22 protein-coding genes and 1 riboswitch are annotated in these 21,531 nt (G+C 31.7%); of the genes, 6 read left to right on the forward strand and 16 right to left on the reverse strand.

The genetic code is table 11. The features are described 5' to 3' along the window. Positions 1-148: 148 nt before the first annotated feature. A riboswitch (SAM riboswitch) is annotated at positions 149-254 on the reverse strand. A 161-nt stretch (positions 255-415) separates the two neighbouring features. The 3 genes from J3477_RS15675 to J3477_RS15685 are packed head-to-tail and all read left to right on the forward strand — an operon-like array spanning position 416 to position 1,640. Continuing rightward, the gene (locus J3477_RS15675; protein ID WP_206870907.1) at positions 416-1,003 is read left to right on the forward strand and encodes a TetR/AcrR family transcriptional regulator; all 588 of its coding nucleotides are present in this window, start codon (positions 416-418) and stop codon (positions 1,001-1,003) included. Between the two features lie 20 nt (positions 1,004-1,023). Beyond that, positions 1,024-1,269 carry a zinc ribbon domain-containing protein gene (locus J3477_RS15680; protein ID WP_206870908.1) on the forward strand — a complete coding sequence of 82 codons (246 nt, stop codon included), beginning with the start codon at positions 1,024-1,026 and terminating at the stop codon, positions 1,267-1,269. A gap of 14 nt (positions 1,270-1,283) precedes the next feature. After that, positions 1,284-1,640 carry a VOC family protein gene (locus J3477_RS15685; protein ID WP_206870909.1) on the forward strand — a complete coding sequence of 119 codons (357 nt, stop codon included), beginning with the start codon at positions 1,284-1,286 and terminating at the stop codon, positions 1,638-1,640. A 90-nt stretch (positions 1,641-1,730) separates the two neighbouring features. On the opposite strand, the gene gpmA is transcribed toward J3477_RS15685, so the two are convergent. Next, positions 1,731-2,492, reverse strand: a complete 762-nt coding sequence (gene gpmA, locus J3477_RS15690) for a 2,3-diphosphoglycerate-dependent phosphoglycerate mutase (protein WP_206870910.1) — start codon at positions 2,490-2,492, stop codon at positions 1,731-1,733. A gap of 454 nt (positions 2,493-2,946) precedes the next feature. Between gpmA and J3477_RS15695 the strand changes: the two genes are divergently transcribed. From J3477_RS15695 to J3477_RS15705, 3 genes are read left to right on the forward strand one after another with little or no spacing between them, the layout of a single operon-like run. Next, positions 2,947-4,281 carry a spore germination protein gene (locus J3477_RS15695; RefSeq protein WP_206870911.1) on the forward strand — a complete coding sequence of 445 codons (1,335 nt, stop codon included), beginning with the start codon at positions 2,947-2,949 and terminating at the stop codon, positions 4,279-4,281. A gap of 25 nt (positions 4,282-4,306) precedes the next feature. Next, positions 4,307-5,404: a GerAB/ArcD/ProY family transporter gene (locus tag J3477_RS15700; protein WP_206870912.1), complete on the forward strand. Its 1,098-nt coding sequence runs from the start codon at positions 4,307-4,309 to the stop codon at positions 5,402-5,404. Further along, positions 5,404-6,546, forward strand: coding sequence for a Ger(x)C family spore germination protein (locus tag J3477_RS15705; protein ID WP_206870913.1), 1,143 nt, complete (start codon positions 5,404-5,406; stop codon positions 6,544-6,546). The genes J3477_RS15700 and J3477_RS15705 overlap by 1 nt, the downstream gene beginning before the upstream one ends. A 217-nt stretch (positions 6,547-6,763) precedes the next feature. Here the strand turns inward: J3477_RS15705 and J3477_RS15710 are convergent, their stop codons facing one another. The 15 genes from J3477_RS15710 to J3477_RS15780 all read right to left on the reverse strand — a co-directional run bounded on the left by J3477_RS15710 (position 6,764) and on the right by J3477_RS15780 (position 21,520). Beyond that, positions 6,764-8,656: a beta-glucoside-specific PTS transporter subunit IIABC gene (locus tag J3477_RS15710; protein ID WP_206870914.1), complete on the reverse strand. Its 1,893-nt coding sequence runs from the start codon at positions 8,654-8,656 to the stop codon at positions 6,764-6,766. 428 nt (positions 8,657-9,084) lie between these two features. Then, on the reverse strand, positions 9,085-9,312 hold the full coding sequence (tlp, locus tag J3477_RS15715; protein WP_206870915.1) for a small acid-soluble spore protein Tlp: 228 nt from the start codon (positions 9,310-9,312) through the stop codon (positions 9,085-9,087). A gap of 132 nt (positions 9,313-9,444) precedes the next feature. Continuing rightward, a complete protein-coding gene (locus tag J3477_RS15720) occupies positions 9,445-10,131 on the reverse strand; it encodes a ferric reductase-like transmembrane domain-containing protein (protein ID WP_206870916.1) in 687 nt (228 codons plus the stop codon). Between the two features lie 228 nt (positions 10,132-10,359). Beyond that, positions 10,360-11,478: a HipA domain-containing protein gene (locus J3477_RS15725; RefSeq protein ID WP_206870917.1), complete on the reverse strand. Its 1,119-nt coding sequence runs from the start codon at positions 11,476-11,478 to the stop codon at positions 10,360-10,362. A 178-nt stretch (positions 11,479-11,656) separates the two neighbouring features. Then, positions 11,657-12,427 carry a cobalt-precorrin-6A reductase gene (locus tag J3477_RS15730; protein WP_206870918.1) on the reverse strand — a complete coding sequence of 257 codons (771 nt, stop codon included), beginning with the start codon at positions 12,425-12,427 and terminating at the stop codon, positions 11,657-11,659. After that, positions 12,424-13,140, reverse strand: coding sequence for a precorrin-3B C(17)-methyltransferase (cobJ, locus tag J3477_RS15735; RefSeq protein ID WP_206870919.1), 717 nt, complete (start codon positions 13,138-13,140; stop codon positions 12,424-12,426). The genes J3477_RS15730 and cobJ overlap by 4 nt, the downstream gene beginning before the upstream one ends. Then, the gene (gene cbiG, locus J3477_RS15740) at positions 13,140-14,201 is read right to left on the reverse strand and encodes a cobalt-precorrin 5A hydrolase (RefSeq protein ID WP_206870920.1); all 1,062 of its coding nucleotides are present in this window, start codon (positions 14,199-14,201) and stop codon (positions 13,140-13,142) included. The genes cobJ and cbiG overlap by 1 nt, the downstream gene beginning before the upstream one ends. 3 nt (positions 14,202-14,204) lie before the next feature. After that, positions 14,205-14,957 (reverse strand): precorrin-4 C(11)-methyltransferase, encoded by a 753-nt coding sequence (cobM, locus tag J3477_RS15745; protein WP_206870921.1) that lies wholly within the window; start codon positions 14,955-14,957, stop codon positions 14,205-14,207. A gap of 15 nt (positions 14,958-14,972) precedes the next feature. Continuing rightward, entirely contained in the window at positions 14,973-15,635 is a 663-nt protein-coding gene (locus J3477_RS15750; RefSeq protein WP_206870922.1) for a cobalt-factor II C(20)-methyltransferase, read from the reverse strand. Positions 15,636-15,653: 18 nt separating this feature from the next. After that, complete coding sequence (gene cbiT / locus J3477_RS15755) at positions 15,654-16,217, reverse strand: precorrin-6Y C5,15-methyltransferase (decarboxylating) subunit CbiT (protein ID WP_206870923.1); 564 nt, start codon at positions 16,215-16,217, stop codon at positions 15,654-15,656. Then, positions 16,204-16,812: a precorrin-6y C5,15-methyltransferase (decarboxylating) subunit CbiE gene (gene cbiE, locus J3477_RS15760; protein ID WP_206870924.1), complete on the reverse strand. Its 609-nt coding sequence runs from the start codon at positions 16,810-16,812 to the stop codon at positions 16,204-16,206. Before cbiE ends, cbiT begins: the two co-directional genes overlap by 14 nt. 11 nt (positions 16,813-16,823) lie before the next feature. Further along, positions 16,824-17,903: a cobalt-precorrin-5B (C(1))-methyltransferase CbiD gene (gene cbiD / locus J3477_RS15765; RefSeq protein WP_206870925.1), complete on the reverse strand. Its 1,080-nt coding sequence runs from the start codon at positions 17,901-17,903 to the stop codon at positions 16,824-16,826. A gap of 1 nt (position 17,904) precedes the next feature. Further along, the gene (locus J3477_RS15770) at positions 17,905-18,531 is read right to left on the reverse strand and encodes a precorrin-8X methylmutase (RefSeq protein WP_206870926.1); all 627 of its coding nucleotides are present in this window, start codon (positions 18,529-18,531) and stop codon (positions 17,905-17,907) included. Between the two features lie 117 nt (positions 18,532-18,648). Then, positions 18,649-19,965 (reverse strand): cobyrinic acid a,c-diamide synthase CobB, encoded by a 1,317-nt coding sequence (locus tag J3477_RS15775; protein ID WP_206870927.1) that lies wholly within the window; start codon positions 19,963-19,965, stop codon positions 18,649-18,651. Positions 19,966-19,978: 13 nt separating this feature from the next. After that, positions 19,979-21,520, reverse strand: a complete 1,542-nt coding sequence (locus J3477_RS15780; RefSeq protein ID WP_206870928.1) for a cobyric acid synthase — start codon at positions 21,518-21,520, stop codon at positions 19,979-19,981. Positions 21,521-21,531 lie beyond the last annotated feature (11 nt).

The raw sequence follows: 21,531 nt of genomic DNA on the forward strand, positions 1-21,531 counted from the left end.
TTTATTTATGACTTATTATTAATTTAGGTGCTGTTGAACCATGTTGAAATTAAACATAGCCTCAATTTAAATTATTGTAAGATAAAAGATTATAGCCCCTTATAAAAACAAAAAAATCTCTTCACTGAAAGAGATTTTAATAACACGTTCCTTATCTTTCAGCATTGCTGCAGGATTTAGCACCATGTATGCAAATGAAACATACTGGTTGCTGGGTTTCAAAGGGCCAGTCCCTCCACCACTCTTAATAAGACTTTATTAAATTATTATCTTATTTATATAATATTTTCTATAATGTGTCAATGCCAATACTAATGTAAATTTTTTTCTCAAAACATCTTGACATTATGCTATTACAAATATATCATTGAGTTATAACTCAATGAGTTGTATCTCATTATATTAAGGTGGTACTATGACAGAAAATAAAAGACAAATTCAAAAAAGAGAAACTAGAAGCAAGTTAATAGAAATAGCAATAGAACAATTTAGCTCAAATGGTATTTTATCTACCAGAACCATAGATATTGCAAAGGCAGCTAACGTATCTCATGGAACTATATTTTCCCACTTTCCCACTCAAGAAGAGTTACTTATAGCAGTTATAAATGAATTTGGCAATAAAATTACAACTCGTCTACATGAATTAGTTGATGAAGAAAGCAATCTAGAAGCTTTATTAAATGCACATATTATTGGATTATCGGAGTTTGAGGAATTTTATACAAGATTGATAATTGAAAGAAGACTTTTACCTGAAGAAATTCGTAACGTATATATTAGCATCAACTCAACTATTTCTCATCATATTAGTTTAGCTGCTGAAAGAGAAGTATCTCTTGGAAACCTTCGCCCTATTCCAGTTAATTTGCTTTATAACACTTGGATTGGATTGATACATTACTATTTAACCAATGGTGATCTTTTTTCACCAAATCAACCTGTACTAAAAAATTATGGTTCACAGTTAATAGACCACTACATTAAATTGATAAAAATATAAATTAAGGAGGTACCCATAAAATGAAAACTTGTATTGCATGTGGAATGCCAATGAAAAGCATTGATGATTTTGCAAGTGGAGATCAGAAAAAAGACTATTGTAAATACTGTTCAAGATCTGATGGAACAATGCAATCTTATAATGAAAAGCTCGCCTCATTAACTAACTTTATAATTAAGACTCAAGGATTAGATCATGATGTTGCTAATGATGCAGCTAAATCAATGATGAATAAGCTTCCTGCTTGGAAAAATGATAAAAAATAATTATGAGGTGAATTATGAAAGATTATGATAACTTCTTTTTACCAGTAGATGATATTACTTCAGCTAAAGACTACTACATGAACATCTTAGGGTTGTCATTAAAATTTGATTTTTCAAATCAAGGAATGATAGCTTTTAATGTAGGTGATAACGAACCAGCCATTATATTAAAAGACAAAAATAAATTTAAAGATACAAAACCTACTACTTGGTTTGTAGTTGAAGATGTTAATAAAGAATATGCACAAATGAAAATTAAAGGAGTAAAATTTATATCTTCTCCATTTCCTATAAGAACAGGAATGGCGGTTGAATTCGATGATCCTTTCGGAAATAGGTTAGGAATCACAGATTATAGCAATCAAATATAAAACAACAGGGATTTTGTATTATGTTATACAAAATCCCTGTTGTTTTATATTTAGTCTCTGTTTAATATTACTGTTGAATTTAATGTGTTGTTATACTTTTCCTGCTAATTGTTTGCTTTCATTAATATCTTTTGGAATTGCAATCTCAGGAAGCTTTCCATCTAAAGATAAATAGTAATGTCTTATTGGAGTTAAATCATCATTAAGTTCATATACCAATGGTGTTCCTGTTGGTATATTAAGACTTGCTATACCGTCACTGGATATATTATCTAAATATTTAACCAAAGCTCTTAAAGTATTACCATGCGCAGCTATTATAACCTTCTTATCCTCTTGTAAAGCAGGCACTATCTCTTGAAACCAGTCCTGTAACACTCTCTTCTCAGTGTCGGCTAAATTCTCTGTTAGCGGCAGTTGTTCTTCTGATAATCCCTTATATTTTACTTCGTGTCCTGGATATCTTGGATCATCTTTACTAAGTTCTGGAGGTCTAACATCAACAAATCTTCTCCACTTATGAACTTGCTCTTCTCCGTACTTTTCTGCTGTTTCTTGCTTATTTAATCCTTGAAGTGCACCGTAATGTCTTTCGTTAAGCTTCCAAGAATTATGGATAGGTATCCACATAAGGTCCATCTCATGAAGTATTATCCACAATGTTCTTACAGCTCTCTTTAATACTGAAGTATATGCAACATCAAAAGTAAATCCGTTTTCCTTAAGTATCTTGCCTGCTTTTCTTGCCTCTATAAGCCCATTTTCAGATAAATCCACATCAGTCCATCCAGTAAATTTGTTCTCTAAATTCCAAAGACTTTCTCCATGTCTTATTAAAACTAATTTTTTCATATTTTCCACTCCTCTCATTGCTCCAGATATTCTATATTATTATTAATTTGAATATATAAAATTCTACAATTAACGATTTAATTTATTATTATTAATTTCTTAATATGTTTTCTATATTCTATTCAACTGAGTTATACCGCTAATCAATTGATAATTGTTATCATACTATATTTTTATTATACACCTTATATGGATAAATTCCACTATTTATTAAAACTTTTCTATAAATCTTAATATAATTGATAACTTTAATACTTACTAAGATAATTCAAATTAGAGAATAAAAAAAGAAGAATGTATGTCCTGCTAAGTTTTTCTCATACATTGTTTTTCAGCATTTTCAACTTATATCTTCTACCTTAACCACACTCCTCCCCCCAAAAAGTATAAAATAATCTTGCTGAGGTAAAACTATATGTACAAATTTTATTAGAAATAATGGAGGATTAAGGCAATGTTCAGCGAAGAAGAGACTTTAAAAATAGCAAGTTGGCTAAAAGATACATTGCAAAATTCTTTTGATATAGCATTTCGCCATTTAGAATCTCACGAAATAAAAACTGATTTTCTGTATATTACTAGCATTTGTGATCCACTTATTATTAAAAAAAATATAATAACATCTTTTTTTAGAAGCAAAGATCTTCAGGAATATAGAAACTATCTAATTTCATTTGATAAAAGTTTAGAATCAACTGACAGACAAGTTATTTTGAATAAGCTGCTTCAGGGGGCAGTAGCTATATTTCTAGATAATACAGTGTTACTGTTTGATGCAGAGTACTTTCTAGAAAGTTCTATAACCGCATCTCAAATTGAAACTGTTATTCAGGGACCTAAAGATTCTCTTCGCGAAAAACTAGATACTAATTTAAATATTATTAGACAACGTTATTCAAAAAAAAGTTTAAAAATTGAACTAAGACAATTTGGGACATTAAATACTCCAACTGCAATCATATACGATAACAGTATAGTAAATAATGAAGCATTGAATGAATTGCAAATCTGTCTTCAAAAATTACCTAAAGAATATGGAGAACCAGTACAACATTTACATAAATATTTGATGAAGCATAACTCATCAATATTTCCAACTATACTTCTGACTGATAGACCAGATAGAATAGTTACTAGTCTTAATGAAGGTAAAATATCAATAATTATAGAAGGCTCTCCTTTTGCTATGATTTTGCCATCAGTATTTTTTGATTTTATGTCCTCAATGGAAGATGTATATCAATTACCTTCAATAAGTAAATCTCTTTTAATATTAAGATACTTAGGATTATTTATAGCGGTTACACTACCTGGCTTCTACGTTGGGATTACCTCATATAATCCTGAACTTTTTAAATTCCAATTAGCACTCTCTATTGCTGGTAACAGAGTAAGTGTTCCTTATTCATCATTTATAGAAGTTATTTGCATGTTATTAATGACTGAAATACTATCTGAGTCTAGTTCAAGACTTCCTAAAATGGTAGGACCTGCTGCAACAACAGTTGGTGGATTAATCATCGGTCAGGCAGCTTCTGAGGCAGGTTTAATAAGCAATATAATGGTTATAATTGTATCAGCAGTAGCAATATCTACTTTTCTTATACCAGTTAATTCCTTTAATTACTCTATAAGAATTATTAAATATCCATTGTTAATACTATCTATATTTTTTGGATTGAACGGCATAATCGTTGGCATAATAGCTGTAACCCTATATATATCAAATATAAGGAGCTTCGGACGTCCTTACTTACAATTGTTTTCAAAAAAATTTCCTACAAAATAACTTTTAAAAACTAAGGGGTAATTTCATGAAACGATATTTTTTTTATCTTGTTTTAATTAATTCAATTACTAATATTATTATCTTTCTTCCTGAGATTCTTTTACCAGAATGGAATAATGGAGGATTATTATCTATTTTTTTGTCTATTCCCTTTGGAACTATTATGATGTACATTTTTTTGAAAACACTTACTATGTTTCCCAATAAAACCTTATCTGAAATACTACAAATAACTTCTCCTAGGTGGGTTCAAATAACCATTATGTTGTTATTTTGTCCAACTTGGTATATTTCTGGTTTAATGATGCTATCTTCTACTCTAGATATGACAAATACCTTTATGGACCCTGACTCATCAGTATATTTGATATTATTACTCTATGTATCTTTAATTATTTATGCCATCAGAATGAAGGGAACAACATTACTTTATGTATTAGAAATATTTATTCTCTTTATAATTCCTACAATTATCTTTATATTTATAAAAGGAGTTGTAGATCCTTTTTTTTGTTTGGATGCCTGTGTTGAAACCGTTACAAGTTCACTTGCTTTGCCAAAGTTATCAGTTTTTGCAGTTACAACTTACAGCTTTACTGGCTATACTGACATGGTTACTTTTAATAAAGATTTTAAAGATAAATATGAGCTGAAGTTTCTATGGATATTTCCAATAATAGAACTCTTTTTGATGTTATTTGCATTTTTAATTCCAATTGGTTTTCTTGGAACACAAAATGCTGATAACTACAACTTTCCATGGATTATCTCTGCAGATTGTATACTTATTAAAACTGGTGTAATTGAACGTACTTTATTTATATATTTATTAATTTATCTCGTAACTTCATTGATAAATATAATTATTCATTGGTATGTTTCCTTAGATCTATTTAAACAATTATTCCAGAATCAACTCAAATTTAAAAACACTAAATTAGCACTCCTCTGCATTTTATGTGTTTTTGCAATCATTCCTTTTTTTTACAGACATTATATTGCACAAATTAAAGATGAAACAGCTGTTAAATATTGGCTTTCACTTAGATTATTCTTGGAATTTTTCCTTGTGATATTTTTAGGTTTTGTGTCATATAAGACTCATAAGAAGGGGAGAATTTGATGCGAAAATATAGATTGCTTATTTTAATTCTTTACGTAACTCTACTTATAACTGGATGCGGATTTAAAGATATAGATAAACGATTTTTTGTAGTCAGCATGGGAATTGATCAATCAGAAAAATCAATCAACTCATATATAGTAACATTAAAGTTAGCAGTACCAAACACTGAGCCCAAAAGAGGTGAATCTAACTTTATAATGTTCACTCAAGAATCAGACAATATTTCACAAGCAGTTGCCCTTATCAAGTCAAAGGTAGATAAAGAATTAGATTTTAGCCACTTAAAAGTAATCCTCTTTGACAAAAAGCTTGCTTCAACTGATCTTAGAATTCCCTTAGATTGGCCTGTCAGAAGAAGAGATATACCAATGAGCACTTTAATTGGAATAGGTACCCCTAGTGCAAATGCAACATTAGGGAAAAAAATTTCTTTTGAACGGGCGCCTTCTGATGCTTTAATTTTATCTTTAGATAGTACAGGTACAGTAACTAATTATGTTACCCTGCAGTATTTATTCGATTTGGAAAGAAGACGTACCGAGTTAGGACTAGATCCAATATTGCCGATTATTGAATCAGATACAAGTAATAAGGATGGCGATATCAATAGTAGAGCTAATAGCTATACTATTAATAAACTCGCTCTTTTTGAAAAAAAGGATTCTTTAAAAATCAAATTAATTCTAAATCCTGAAGAAACAAAATTATATAATTTAATTGCATACTCACATAATAGGGTTAATTTCCATGTTAATTCTCCACAATCTAATTTTATCTTTGATATAAATAATTCTAAATGTAAATATACATTTGAAACAAAAGATAAAGATATATCTAATATTAATCTAAAACTAACTGCTACAGGTTCTATAGAAGAAACCATAGGGAACTTAAGAATAAATAATATTAAAAGATGTGAAGAAGAAGCTGAAATATTATTACAAGGAAGAATTCAAGCATTGTTAGAAAAAATTCAAAGCAATGATGTTGACCCAATGGGCTTAGGATTGCATTATCGAGCAAGACATTTAAACACTTATAACTACAATGAATGGGATAACTGGCAAAATATCTATCATACCCTACGATTCAATGTTCAAGTTGATGTTAAATTGAAATCAACAGGTCTTATAAAATAGCACATTAAATTAAGACATGATCAAACAATTCATGTGCATTCTTAACTTCAAAGTTACTTTGATAGCTATCCAGTATATGACGAATAGCAAAAGAATCTCTGATTTCTCAGAGATTCTTTTTGGAATTGAATCAATTTATAGACATTTTTTCTAAGAGTATTTGGTAATCTGTAGGTAATTCAGGTAAATAGATAATTAAATAATATATTTTTTAGTCTTAAGCTAGAACTGTTAATAGTTCTTCATTAAGAGCTATAGACTTCTTATCAGTCTCAACCACATCTGCATAATTATCTGAATTAGTAACTATTACAGGTGTAGTTAATGTATATCCTGCTTCTTTAATAGCTTTCATATCGAACTCTACTAATACTTGACCAGCCTTTACACGGTCACCTTGTTTTGCTTTTGTAGTAAAATGCTTTCCGCCTAATTCTACTGTATCCATACCTATATGGATTAGTATTTCAGCTCCATTGTCACTTGTGATTCCTAAAGCATGTCCTGTTGGGAATAATGTTGTTAAAACTCCATCTACTGGTGCTACTACTTTTCCTTCTGATGGTTCTATTGCAATTCCTTTTCCTAATGCTCCAGATGAAAAGGCTTCATCTTTTATTACTGCTAAAGGTTTAACTTCACCTTTTATTGGGCTAACTAAAATTTCTGCTTTTACTTCTATTTTTGCGTTGTTATTAGTTGTTTCTTGAACTTCTTCTTTATCATCTTCAAATCCAGTAACCATCATTAATGCAAATCCTATTACGAAACCTGCTACCATTCCAATTACAGCTCCATAGAAGCCCTTATCCATACCATTTGGTCCTATAAAGCTTGGTATTCCGAATACACCCATACCACCCATTATATAAAGGTTACTTCCTGCAAATCCAAGTATACCTCCACCTATAGCAGCAGCTATACAGCTTATTACAAATGGTTTTTTCTTTGGTAGTGATATACCATAAATAGCTGGTTCTGTAACTCCGAATATACCTGAAATAACTGCTGGTATTGCAATTGATCTTAGTTTACTATTCTTAGTTTTTAATAATATAGCCAATACTACACCTGTTTGAGCAAAGGATGCTGCAAATGTAGTTGCAAGTACTGGGTCATGCTTAAGTACAGATAAGTTATTTATTGCTATAGGCACAAGTCCCCAATGTAAACCAAATATAACGAATACTTGCCAGAATGCACCTATAAATATTCCTGCTAATATAGGGCTTAAGTTATAAATTGTAAGTGTTGCTGCTCCAAGAAGCTTACCTGCCCAAGTTGCAACTGGTCCTATAACTATGAAAGTTAATGGTACTATTACTAATAATGTACAGAATGGAACTAAGAATGTCTTAACTACATCTGGAATTACCTTCTTAAATGCTTTTTCTATCTTAGCACCAACGAAAGCTGCTAATATAATAGGAATAACTGTTGATGAATAATCCATAAGTATTACTGGAATACCTAAGAAAGTTAAGTTTACGTTTGATGCAAGAACTGTGCCACCAAATACTGTATATAGTGGCTTAGCTGCAGTTAATGCTGCAATCTTAGGATAAACTAATGATGCACCTATTGCCATACCAATAAAGTGATTACCTTTAAACTTCTGAGAAGCTGTATAACCTAGGAAAATAGGGAAGAAATAGAATAAACAATCTCCTATTCCATTTAAAATAGCATAAGTTCCTGATGTAGCGCTTATTAAGCCTAAAGCTACAAATAAAGCATTAAATCCTTTTATCATACCTGTTGCACATAAGACACCTAAGGTTGGAGTGAACACCCCTGATATAATATCAATGAATTTATTAAATGGACTCATCTTTTCTTGTCCACTATCATCAGATGCTGAAGCAAAACCACCTATTGCGGCTACATCTGCATATACGTCTGGAACATGATTTCCTATAACAACTTGATATTGTCCACCACTCTTGATTACGGTTACAACACCGTCCATCTTCTTTAAAACTTCTGTATTAGCTTTACTTTCATCTTTTAACTTGAAACGTAGACGAGTAACACAGTGAGTTAAACTATTAACATTTTCTTTTCCGCCGACATTTTTTATAATATCTTTTGCTAACTTTTCGTACTTCATATATAATTCTCCTTTTTATATAATTTTGAATTTATTGTATTTTTTTACTTTTGATTTGAACAAAAAAGACGAGACCAAATAGGCAGTATGATTTACTCTATACTCACTAATTTGGTCTCGCCCGCTTAACCGGTTACGATCCAGTAAATATTAAATTTATCGACTAAACATTGTTATAAATAAGTTTCGGTTTAAACATAAAAGACCCTAACCAATTAAAAGAGCAGTACTTGTCTCTTTTATCAGCCAGGGTCTTGCCTAATCGAATTAGTTACAATCCCATACATCAATATGTAAGCGTTTAATCTATGTACTTATAATAACTTGTTTCATTAAGCTTGTCAATAAATTTTTTATAAAAAGTTGTACAAAAAAATAAATAAGTACGAGCACCACCAGAAAGTTGGCAGTGCTCGTTAGTTTAATGTTTATTTATATCCTTTTTCTTTATCTAATGCTTCATCTCTAATTTCATTTCTAAAAGAATTTAATGCTTCTTCTCTTCTATCATTTTTCGCTTTTAAATCTTGCTTAGTTTTTTCATCATCTGTTATTTCAATCATATCATTAGCCTTATGGATATTGTCTAAAGTATCGTTAATATGTTGTTGGATTTTATTCACATTATCTCTTCTATCATCTGGATTAATTTTCATGTTCAAACATCTCCTTCACTTAATAATATTTCTACTTTATTATGTGTTGGAGCATGCTTATTATACGTGAGAATAGTTTCAGTATATAGTTATAATTTCATCACTAATCCATATAAATGAATCCTGTAATTATTAAAATGTAGATCTACTTTTATATTTTATTATTTTTAAAACTAGATAAGCTCCAAAAACCAATGTATAAGAAATATTTTTAATCCAGTCTGGATTTTTTGCTTTTACTAATATAAACAAAATATGTACATATGCTAATAGATAGAATAGATATGCCCATCTTTGCAGGTTTTTCCATGCCTTAGGCTGCATAGTTTTTCTTATTTTCTTGAAGGAAGTAATAAATAGTGGAATCATCAAAATGAATGCTAGAATTCCTACTATTGAGATTGCTATAGTGATTATTTTGACATCTTGTCCACTTATAAGCTTTGGCACAGTATTTATTATAAAACTTATTAAGTATACAATTCCATGAGCAAGCATTAAAATAGAAGCTATTATTGCAAGCTCCGCTCTTATACTCATAAGTTTTCTAGTTACTTTAAGTTTAGTACTCAATGCACCTGCATACATAACTAAAATAAAAAATGCTACTGCGATAATTCCCTTTGCAGATGCTCTTTCAAGTTGATTTATAAAACCTGTTAGTTTTACCTTTGAGAACATTTTATAAAGTTCAAACCCTATAGTACTAGCTGATATTAATGTTGCTAAGCAATAGTAAACTTTAGGATTCTTTTTTATATTTGCCGAAAGGGCTAAAGAAAATATTGTTACTGCAATTAGTGAATAAATAAAGATCATATGTTTTCCCCTTTGTTAAATAGTTATCGATAATGATTTTCATTAACATATTAAATTAATTTTCATCTGTTGTCAATAAAAATCTTTATTTCCATTTAACCTATAGAACAACCATAAAATACGATTAAGCCACACTAGATTAAAAAGTTCCTACTTTCCTAATACAAGAAAAAAGACTATTACAAGATAACATAGCTGCTATCTTGTAATAGTCTTAAATATCATAATTTATTTAATCAATTCATCATAGTTGTTCTTAATAATTTTAAATACTATATCCTGAAAATCCATATCTTGACTTAGAATCTTAAAATCTTTTGCTGTGGCTTTTACTATTGACTTTATATTTTCAAAATCTATTTTGGGTATAGAATAATTATAAGACCTTAATATGGGTTTATAATTATTTCTAGTAAAAGAAGTTGAAAACCAAGTTTTTTCTAGACCCTTATCATTAAGAACTCCTGATAAAGCTAAATTATTATCAAAATTGGGTGCTAATCCAATAGGTTCACCATCTTTTCTTAGTAATCCAAAATTAAAAGTATGCCTATCTATGTTGTAGCATAAAGCGTCCATAAAAGTTATATCTAAGAACTCCTTTATATAGCCTAGTTCATTAATAATCTCTACAGATGCATCTACCTCCCAATAGTCTTTAACAAAACTAAACATTGGCTCAAAATCCACCTCAGCATTATTAGTAAAGTCCTTACACATAACTAAAGCACCTTCATCGATAGCTTTATATTCTACTGCATCAAAACCTAATGATATAGCAATGTTAGCTGTTAAAATTTCTGCAAAATTTTCTTTTAAAGTACCTTTTTTTATCATATACCAGCTTCCATCAATTAGTTTCCAACACTTCTCGAAACTACCTATATTAGTTAGTTCAGGACTGATATCAGTCTCACTAAAAATTATTTCTTCTGGATTACCATATAAGGCTACTGTGTTTAGCCCATCAGAAAGTTTATCTCTAACTTCTTTATAGCTTATATCTTCATCTAACCACTTTAGCCAGTAATTATCAGTTATACTCATAGCTCTTGATTTAATTACTATTTCCTTAGAGACTTCAGTTCTTATACTAAGTCTACGCCTTACTTGCCTAGAATTAGTTCTATGCGTATCTATAACCCTAGTTTGTAACCAAGCTTCAAAAGTGCCGGAGTTCTTGTTTATCATTATTACAGGAAGTAAATTATCTTCAAGTGACTTGATCAATTCTGTATTTTTTATTTCGGCTACTTTTACATCCTTATACATCAAATATCCGTCAAAATCATAATCATCATTTTTAGAATACTTATTCACAATATTAGCCAATTCTATCTTGCTCATACTTTACCTCCTGCTATTTTATTGCACATTGTGCTTTATATTTTTAATCTATCCTATAATAGAAATATAAATTCCTTAATTTTACTAATTCTATGAATTTTCTATAAATCCTCTGAAACTATGGAACTTTTTGAACTTTTAATGAAAATTTATTATAGATGTGTTATATATAACTACATTACTTCATGCCTAACTGATACACCTTTATATATTCAACTAATTCTTCAACTTCACAAAAAGAATTGGTGTATAGAGAATTCGCTCTTTCAAGCACAAATATCTTAAGCTCTCTATCAATTGCAGCCTTGATCTTTTCTTCAGTTCCACCTTCTACTCCGCTATCTTTTAGAACTATTGCCTTTGCATTATATTCATCTATAAAGGCAAGATTCAACTGATAGCTTATAGGGCCTTTTATAGCAATTACATCTTCTGTTTTCACACCAAGTTCAAAGCATTTTTCCATGACCTTAGTTGATGGAAGAACTCTATGTACGATTCTATTATCAAGGTTCATATCCATGAACTTGCCAATATTATTACTTCCAGTTGTATTTAGTATGGTGCCCTTAACACCAACCAGGTTCTTATGAAGCTCTTCGTAGCTTTCAACGCATATTATATCTTCCTTATAACTTTCTGCAACAGACGGTCTCTCGTATCTTATATATTCTACTTTAAGTTCTTTGCAAACTTTCATAGCATTTTCTGTTACTACTTGAGCATATGGATGAGAGGCATCTACAAGTATAGTAGATTTATTATCAATTAAGAATTGCTTCAAATCTTCAGTATCTAAGGGTTTAGTATTTAATATCTTATACTTATAATTCTTCAATAGCTCTCCACCATAATTAGTTGCAGTAGAAACAGCGATATCCTCTGTAAATTCATTAAGTAAAGAGAGAATCTTCTTTCCTTCAGAGGTTCCTAGTATCAAAGTTATCATAACTTATATCCTCTTGGAGTTACAAAATATCCGTCCTTAATATAGCTTTGGCTGTTTCCTATAATAACTATTGAAAGCATATCTGCTTTTTCGTAATCAAAAGTATCTAAAGTTGATATAGTAACTTCTTGTCCACCCCTTAAGGCATTCTTAACAAGTGCCACTGGAGTATCTCCTGTTCTATATTCTCTTATTGCTTCTAAATTTTCTTTTAGATATTCTGATCTTCCCTTACTTCTTGGATTATATAGAGATATAACAAAATCCCCTTCTGCCGCTAGCCTTACTCTTTTTTTAATAAGTTCATACGGAGTCATAAGATCACTTAAACTGATATTGCATGAGTCATGCATAAGGGGGGCACCAACTATAGAACCAGCTGCCGATGAAGCAGTTATCCCTGGAATAACTTCAACTTCTTCATCTGTTCTAAGCTCAAGAATTAAACCAGCCATCCCATATATGCCTGAATCTCCAGTACTAATTACTGCAACCGTACTATCTTTACATAATCTTAATGCTTCTTTACATCTTTCTTCTTCACCCATCATACCTGTTGAGAATATCTTCTTACCCTCTAATATAGGTTTGATAAATTCTATATATCTTGTATATCCAACTATTATTTCACTTTCTTCTATTGCTTCCTTAGCTCTAATTGACATATGTTCAATGCCGCCAGGTCCTATTCCAATAACATATAATTTTCCCATTATACTTCCTCCACTCCTATACATAAAGTCATTCCATCTATACTGAGCTTTTCTGTTATAAGTGTACCTCCAAAAAGTTCTACAGAAGGTTCACAAACTGCTCTCACTCCTATGGTTTTTTCTACAAAATCACTGCCTTTATATCTATGCTGTATCTTCTCAATTTCTTTTATTGATGCTATCTTGAAATCAGCCTCTAAGTACTCTGAAAGCTTCTTTATAGCCTTTTCATCTTTTTTTACTTCTACAGTAGCTACAGTTTTTACAGCACTTTCATGAAAGCCAAATTCCTTAAGCTTGCATATAACAATTTCTCTCATCTTATCAGCTGAATAATCTTTTCTACAACCTATACCTAAGATAATATTTTTTCTTATAAGACATAAGGTTCTATCTTCATCTAAATATTTATCTTTATTAGTAACTATTACTGTTCCTGATTCAGGGATTTTATTATCGTTTAGGTTATTATAATAATAAGATGCATTTTCTACCTTTTCACTGTCACAGCTTTGTTTATCACAATCTCCGTCAATATATCCCTTAGGTGTAGATATCTTTTTCTCTTCATCAATAAAGATCACGTTTTTCCCTGCAACTAAAAGTGCTGCTATCTCTTTTGCCTTTTTTAAGTCATCTATCACTAGGTTATTATTTTTAGCAATTATATCTGGAGCAACAATCCCCATATTATCCGTAGCCGTTGTGATTATAGGCTCAGCTTTTATTAGTTTTGATATTTCGGTAGTTAGTTCGTTTGCTCCCCCTAAATGTCCACTTAGAAGGCTTATTACATACTTACCTAACACATCAATAACCAATACTGCTGGGTCTTTATCCTTTGATTTGATATAAGGAGCAATCGCCCTTACTGCAATTCCAGTGGAAGTAAAAAAAATCAAAGCATCATATTTTTTCTGCTTAAAGATTTCACTAACTACTTCGCTTATATTAAAATTTTCCTTACGATTTTTATTAAACAAATCTAGCGAAATATATTTATTTATATCTTCGTAGAGTTTCTCTCCTTGGCTATTAATACAAATTGCTGCTATCTTCATATATTACTTTATTCCTTCTCTGAACATATGCGTAAAACTCTTATCATAGAGCTTACTTTTTTCATATTCACAATCTATAAAATCTCCAACTAGTATCTGAGCGCACTTAGTTATTTTTGCTTCTTTAACCTTTTCTGCTATATCATCTAAAGTTCCATATATAACTCTTTCATCTTCCCAAGTAGCTCTTTCAACTACAGCAATAGGAACGTTTCTACCATACCCCTTTCTTAGCTTCCCTACTACTTTCTCGATCATGCTAATGGAAAGGAATATAGCCATGGACGCCCCTATTTTAGCCAGAGCTTCTAAGTCCTCAGTTTCAGGTACTGGAGTTCTTCCTTCAACTCTTGTAAGGATTACAGTTTGAGTAACACTTGGAAGAGTGAATTCACTCTTTATAGAAGCTGCCGCTGCTGTAAAGGAACTAACTCCAGGAACCACTTGGTAATTTATTCCTAAGATTTTAAGTTCATCCATCTGTTCTTTTATAGCACCATAAATTGAAGGATCACCCGTATGTAGTCTAACTACTTCCTTCCCTTCAGCTTCACTTTTTCTCATAACTTCTATAACCTCATCCAAATTCATTGAGGCTGAATTGTAAATCTCCGCTTCTTCTTTGCAAAACTTTATGTGTTCTTCACTAACCAAGGACCCAGCGTATATTACTACATCTGCTCTTGATAGTATATCTCTACCTTTTACAGTTATTAAATCAACATCTCCTGGTCCTGCACCAATAAAGTAAACCATTTATCTATTCCTCCTCTATCTATGAGCAATAATTAAAGCCATATACTCTCTATTTTTTATTATATCAGCTCTATCTCTTATAACCTCTTGTCCTTCTCTTCCAGCTTTCTTTATATAAACATAGGTAAAGCCCTTTTCTTCTAAAATATCAATTATTTTTTCCTCTTGCTTATATACTTTCATAAGTACAACATTCTTCTCATCTGTTATCTTATCTATCTGATTTCCTGGAAGTATTAAAAGTGGTTCATCACCTATGACAAGTGGTTCCTTAGCAAGACTGGCACATGCACAGAAAGATGTTATTCCAGGAACAGTTTCTGTTTCATAACCATGTTCTTCAATATGCTTTAGTAAGTATATATAAGTACTATATATGAAAGGATCTCCTATAGTTAAAAAGGCTACATTCTTTCCTTCTTTAAGCTTTTCTTCAACTGCCTTAAAAGCTTCAAATATCTTAGCCTCTTGTTCCTCTCCACCCATTGGAAAATGCTTTACCAATACCTCAGTACCTTCTTTTATATAATCCTCTGCAATTTCTAAGGCTATACTCTTTCCTCCAGCCATTCCACTAGGAACAACTACAACTTCGCAGTTTTCAATAACCTTAACTGCTTTTATAGTAATAAGTTCCTTATCTCCAGGGCCAACACCAACTCCATATAACTTTGCCATAATATCCTCCTAATCATTTTATTTCTTTGTAGCCGTAATTATAAAAATAGGATTATTAGCCGTAAGCATGAGACTTTTCCCTTTTGCTTTACTTACTGCAAGCTGAGTACATTCTACCTCATAACCTAACTCTCTAAGACAATTTACAGCCTTATACAGATTATCTATAGTTATAAAGTTCAACACCATATTTCTATTAGGCTTTAATTTACTTCCATATACCTTTATTATATCTTGAAGATTTCCACCGCTGCCGCCTATAAATATTCCGTCATATTGTCCCTCAACTAATGGTTCCACCTCAAGTGCTTCTCCACTTATGATTTGCATATTTTCAGCATTAAACTTTTCTTTATTCTTATGTAAAAGCTCCAGTGCCTCTTCATCTTTTTCTATAGAAATTACTTTCCCCTTTGTTACAGATCTACTCATCTGAACAGATACTGAACCTGTTCCAGCACCTATATCTAGCAAGTTATACTCTTCTTCAATTTCCAGCTTTGCTATGCTGACTATCCTTACCTCTTCCTTAGTCATAGGACAGTTGCCTCTTATGAATTCTTCATCTTTAATATAAATCATTTTCTATCACCACCACTGATAGCTCATCAAAAGCTTTATTCATTAATTCTTCTGGATTTCCACTTGAAATTATTTCGTCATCATATGATAAATTTTCTCCTACGTAGACCATTGCAGCTATATTCTCTTTATATAACCTTCTGCATAGGCTATCCGGACTATTGTTTTTATCTGTTAGCCATATGGATATTTTATTTTTCTTTACTTCTTCTAAAAAACTCTCTTCTCTTCCATGAAGACTCCCTAAATGACTGTTTTGCCAAGACTTGTTTAATTTAGCCATAAGATATTGAAAAGAGCTTACTCCAGGAATGACCTGTATTTCTCCTTCGTATTTAGTTCTTATATAATTTGAAATTCCATAAAAACCTGGATCACCGGAGGCAATTACTGAAACCTTCTTATGTTTATTTAAGTTTGCAACACTTATTATTTCTTGTAAACTACTAACAGTTACTATGGTATTCTTAATATGGTTTATACTCTCTATTGCCCTAGAAAAGCCTAAAATTATATCCGAAGCTTCAAGTATTTCTGTAGCCTTTGGAAGGATGTATTCCTTGCTTCCTGGACCAATACCTACTATATATAACATAAAAAATCACATCACTTCCTGCTATCGTAAAGTACTCCACTATCCATAGCGTACATTATAGCTTCAACTTCCAGTTTATTGTAAGTAAATATATTTATTCTATTTATTATCTTCTCTCCAATGTTTTCATACAAATTATCATAGCCATCTCCAAGAAGCTTAACTGCACCCTCTGTAGTTTTTTCTGCATAAACCTTTCTAATCAGCTCAGTATTTTCTCCCATAAGCGCTAGTTCAAGTGCCAAAACCTCAAGTCTAACATCACATACCCTGCTATGAGTATTAAAACAACCTGCTGCTATCTTGCATATCTTACCTATATGTCCTACTATCGTAACCTTTTTAATGGCCATTTCCATACAATAGTTTAGAGCATCTCCAACATAATTGGACATTACAACAAATTTATTACTATCTAAACCTAGGCTTTCAGCCTTATCTTCACCCATATTTCCAAATACAAGAACAAGCTCCTCATGTCCATTTGCTACCTTTTGATTTATCTCAAGCTTTATAGATTCTCTTAATGCCTCTTCTGACATAGGGGTGACTATCCCTGTAGTTCCTAAGATTGAAATGCCTCCAATTATGTTGAGTCTAGGATTAAAAGTCCTTTTTGCAACTTCTTCTCCCTTTGGAACAAATATTGTTATCTCAACACCTTTATTTTGGGGCAAAACTTCTTTGACTTCTTTTTCAATCATAGTTCTTGGAACTGGATTTATAGCTGGCTCACCCTTTTTAACATATAATCCTTCTCCCATTACTACTCCTACACCTTTGCCACCTTTTAAGCTATATCCCGCTTCTTTTTTTGTAGCTCTAGCCCAAATCTCCAGACCATGAGTAACATCTGGATCATCTCCGCCATCCTTTAATATGCAACATTCAATATAATCCTTACCTCTTACTACCTTTTCTATAGGAAGCACAAGAACTATCCCTTTAGGAGTATCTATTTTTATCTCACTTATATCTTTCTCTTCATATAGCATCTGTGTAGCTGCTTTAGCTGCTCCAGCAGCACAAGATCCAGTGGTATATCCACATCTAAGCCTCTTTCCATCACAGTTAACATATAAATCTAACATATTAGCCTCTATTCACTACTAGATACATCAACGCATTTACAATAGCAGCTGCAACGGTACTTCCACCTTTTCTACCTCTTATAGTTATCATAGGAAGTGGTAGCTTTTCAGCTTCCTGCTTTGACTCAGCCGCACCTACAAAACCTATTGGTGCTCCTATAATAAAATTAGCCTTAGCTTTGCCTTCTTCTATAAGTTCTTTAAGTCTATATAAAGCTGTTGGAGCATTTCCAAAAACAAAAAACTCTACTCCTTCTTCCACAGCTTTTTCTACTGCTGCCATTGATCGAGTAATTCCTCTTTCCTTTGCTATCTTAGCTACATCTTCTCTATCCACGAAACATTCAACCTTGCAATTAAGCTCACTTAAAGCTTTTTTATTTATACCTGATAAAGCCATCTTAGTATCTGTATATACAGTAACTCCACTTTTTAAAAGCTTTAAAGCTTCATCTATAGAATTTTCTCTTATATATAATAAATCTTTATATTCAAAATCTGCTGTAGTATGTATAACTCTTTTTACTATACTAAGCTCTCTTTCATTAAAACTGTGTTCTCCTAGTTCTTCACCAATTATTTCAAAACTTCTCTTTTCTATATCCATTGGGATCTTTATATATTCCATGTTTTCTCTCCTAATTATTTTAGAGTATTATACTTTATTAGCTTTCATATCATTTTCAAAAAATCGAGTATACCTAATGTTTAATACAGAACTTAATTATAATTACAAATTAAGCTCTTATTCTAAATTTATATCCACCAAACTACTAAACATTTCAATATTTCCAAAGAAATGAACGTGAGCATAAGCTGCAAGGGTATTATTCTTGTAATAGCCACACTCCCACTGTTTTATTGAGTTATCAAAAGTAGTCTTGGAAACCTTATATATTTTCTTTTCATGAGATTCTATCTTTGATCTATGAAATTCATGACAATTAATCTTACTTCCATTTTTCAAGATATTATTTTCTTCAAACACTTCCAATTCAGCATAGCCAAAATTCTGAAGCCTAGTTGTAAGCATAGCTTTACCTTCAAAAAAGCCTACTGAATTAGTTCCGTCTATTTGTTCCATAAGATACATAAGCCCGCCACATTCGCCATAGCATCTTAGCCCTGTATTTAGCTGTGTATTAATAGATTTTAACATAGCTTTATTTTCACTTAATTCTTTTATAAATACTTCTGGATAACCTCCTCCAAGATAGAGAAAATCAATATCTCTAGGTAGTTCTTTATCATTAAGAGGGCTAAAGTACTCTACTTCCCCAATCTGTTCTAGAAGTTCTAAATTTTCCTTATAGTAAAAACTAAAAGCTTTATCATATGCTACAGCTGATCTTATCTTTTTATTAGACATATTAAAGTTATCTTCATATCTTTCAGTATTATCAAAGCACCTCATAAGTGCTTCTACATCCACATAAGCATGTATTAGGTCCGAGCATATATCAATTTTTTCGTCTAAATCACTTATTTCACTGCTTTGTACAAGTCCAAGATGCCTACTTTTCAAAGACAATCTTTCATCTTTAGGAAGGTACCCAAATACCTTTATGCCACAATTTTTCTCAATTGCAAGCTTTAAAAGTCTATAATAGCTTTCACTTATATTATTTAGCACCACACCAGCTATATTAACCTTTCCAAAGTTCTGCAGTCCTAATATTTCTGCACATAAGGTTGCCACTTGAGCCTTAGGTGAAAGCACAAGTATTACCGGTATATCTAGCACCTCCGCCAAATGTGCTGTAGAGTATTCATAGGTTATTCCCTTTCCATCATATAGCCCCATGACTCCTTCGATTATTCCATACTCTCCAACCCCTCTTGAAAAGCTTGACTTAACTCCCCTATCTCCCATAAGGAAAAGGTCTAGATTTCTCGATGCGGACTTTGTTATATGGGAATGAAAGGCTGGATCTATATAGTCTGGACCAGCTTTATACCCTTGTACCTTTAACCCTTTACGTTTTAATAGATTGAGGAGGCCTAGGGTAAATGTGGTCTTACCTCCACCGCTAGAATTTGAGGATATGATTATACTTTTCATCTCTTGTATCCTCCTATAATTCCTTTTCTAATCCTACTATTTCGTATATCTTATTCATGTCTAAAGAATTTCTAACAATATCCGCTAACTTATCAAGTTCACTTTCTCTTAAGCTTTCATAGTTGCTTGCTTTTTTATAAGACAGCCCCTTTTTCTCTCTTAATTTATTAATAATATACTCTCTAAATAGACATCCATCGAAAATACCATGTATATATGTGCCCATTATATTTCCATTAATATTTATTGCTCCATCTTTATAAATTAATTGTTGCTCTCCTAGATACTGGCCATTTTTCTCGACAATTTCGAATAATGGCTCTACTTCTGTTCCATAGCTACTTATTCCCATATGAATTTCATATCCATATATTTGTTCTAACTCGTTACCACCGTTATCTGGTGTCTTATCTTTTCCAAAAAATTCAGATACTACATTTGCCCTCACTCTTGTAGTAACCTTTTCTTTTTCAAACACAGTTCCTATATCTAAAAGTCCCATACCATTTATTTCTCTTAGCTCTGTTTCAACCTCATATGGATCCTCTATACTTTTTCCCAGCATCTGATATCCACCGCAAATTCCAATAACCATACCAGATTTAGAATAAGTTATAACCTTATCCTCCAACCCATTTTCTCTTAAAGCTTTAAGATCCTCTATGGTATTCTTACTACCCGGAATTATTAGAAGATCTGGTGTTCCAAACTCTTCTGGAGAAGTTATAAATCTTACGGATACATCTTCTTCATTTTTCAACGCATCAAGGTCTGTAAAGTTTGATATTCTAGGAAGCTTTATTACTGCCACATCTATAGGAGCAGTCACTTTCTTATTAAAATCTACAGCTCCGTCTTCATCCTCTAGTTTTAGTTTAAAATAAGGAATAACTCCAAGGGTAGGTTTATCTATTATCTCCTCTAGCATATCAAGTCCAGGTTCAAGTATCTTAACATCACCTCTGAACTTATTTATAATTGTACCTTCAACCCTTTTCTTCTCATCTTCCTTAAGTAAAAGCATGGTTCCAGCTAAAGCTGCAAATACTCCTCCCTTGTCTATATCCCCAACTAAAAGCACAGGTGCATCCACAAGTTCTGCCATTCCCATATTTACTATATCTTTATCTCTTAGGTTAATCTCTGCTGGGCTCCCTGCCCCTTCAATAACAACTATATCAAAGTCTTCTTCTAGCTTGTCAAAATGTTTTTTAAGCATATCCTTAAAGCCAGCTTTCATATTATGGTATTCCATAGCAGTATAGTTACCAAATACTTTCCCATTAACTATTACTTGAGATTTTTTATCTGAAGTTGGCTTAAGCAAAATAGGATTCATATATACTTCTGGTTCTAAGCCGCAAGCATAAGCTTGCAAAACTTGAGCTCTCCCCATCTCTTTGCCATCTAAGGTTATATAAGAATTTAAGGACATATTTTGCGATTTAAACGGTACTACCTTAAAGCCATCTTGTTTAAATATTCTGCATAACGCAGCTACTAAAATACTTTTGCCAACTGAGGATGCAGTACCTTGTATCATGATTTTAGCCAAATTTTATCCCC

Source organism: Clostridium zeae (assembly GCF_017312485.1).
GTDB lineage: Bacteria > Bacillota > Clostridia > Clostridiales > Clostridiaceae > Clostridium_AR > Clostridium_AR zeae.

Bases quoted from the DNA above. Each gene is read 5' to 3' on its own strand.
- J3477_RS15675 (WP_206870907.1), top strand. From the start codon at position 416: ATGACAGAAAATAAAAGACAAATTCAAAAAAGAGAAACTAGAAGCAAG.
- J3477_RS15680 (WP_206870908.1), top strand. From the start codon at position 1,024: ATGAAAACTTGTATTGCATGTGGAATGCCAATGAAAAGCATTGATGAT.
- J3477_RS15685 (WP_206870909.1), top strand. From the start codon at position 1,284: ATGAAAGATTATGATAACTTCTTTTTACCAGTAGATGATATTACTTCA.
- gpmA (WP_206870910.1), bottom strand. From the start codon at position 2,492: ATGAAAAAATTAGTTTTAATAAGACATGGAGAAAGTCTTTGGAATTTA.
- J3477_RS15695 (WP_206870911.1), top strand. From the start codon at position 2,947: ATGTTCAGCGAAGAAGAGACTTTAAAAATAGCAAGTTGGCTAAAAGAT.
- J3477_RS15700 (WP_206870912.1), top strand. From the start codon at position 4,307: ATGAAACGATATTTTTTTTATCTTGTTTTAATTAATTCAATTACTAAT.
- J3477_RS15705 (WP_206870913.1), top strand. From the start codon at position 5,404: ATGCGAAAATATAGATTGCTTATTTTAATTCTTTACGTAACTCTACTT.
- J3477_RS15710 (WP_206870914.1), bottom strand. From the start codon at position 8,656: ATGAAGTACGAAAAGTTAGCAAAAGATATTATAAAAAATGTCGGCGGA.
- tlp (WP_206870915.1), bottom strand. From the start codon at position 9,312: ATGAAAATTAATCCAGATGATAGAAGAGATAATGTGAATAAAATCCAA.
- J3477_RS15720 (WP_206870916.1), bottom strand. From the start codon at position 10,131: ATGATCTTTATTTATTCACTAATTGCAGTAACAATATTTTCTTTAGCC.
- J3477_RS15725 (WP_206870917.1), bottom strand. From the start codon at position 11,478: ATGAGCAAGATAGAATTGGCTAATATTGTGAATAAGTATTCTAAAAAT.
- J3477_RS15730 (WP_206870918.1), bottom strand. From the start codon at position 12,427: ATGATAACTTTGATACTAGGAACCTCTGAAGGAAAGAAGATTCTCTCT.
- cobJ (WP_206870919.1), bottom strand. From the start codon at position 13,140: ATGGGAAAATTATATGTTATTGGAATAGGACCTGGCGGCATTGAACAT.
- cbiG (WP_206870920.1), bottom strand. From the start codon at position 14,201: ATGAAGATAGCAGCAATTTGTATTAATAGCCAAGGAGAGAAACTCTAC.
- cobM (WP_206870921.1), bottom strand. From the start codon at position 14,957: ATGGTTTACTTTATTGGTGCAGGACCAGGAGATGTTGATTTAATAACT.
- J3477_RS15750 (WP_206870922.1), bottom strand. From the start codon at position 15,635: ATGGCAAAGTTATATGGAGTTGGTGTTGGCCCTGGAGATAAGGAACTT.
- cbiT (WP_206870923.1), bottom strand. From the start codon at position 16,217: ATGATTTATATTAAAGATGAAGAATTCATAAGAGGCAACTGTCCTATG.
- cbiE (WP_206870924.1), bottom strand. From the start codon at position 16,812: ATGTTATATATAGTAGGTATTGGTCCAGGAAGCAAGGAATACATCCTT.
- cbiD (WP_206870925.1), bottom strand. From the start codon at position 17,903: ATGTTAGATTTATATGTTAACTGTGATGGAAAGAGGCTTAGATGTGGA.
- J3477_RS15770 (WP_206870926.1), bottom strand. From the start codon at position 18,531: ATGGAATATATAAAGATCCCAATGGATATAGAAAAGAGAAGTTTTGAA.
- J3477_RS15775 (WP_206870927.1), bottom strand. From the start codon at position 19,965: ATGAAAAGTATAATCATATCCTCAAATTCTAGCGGTGGAGGTAAGACC.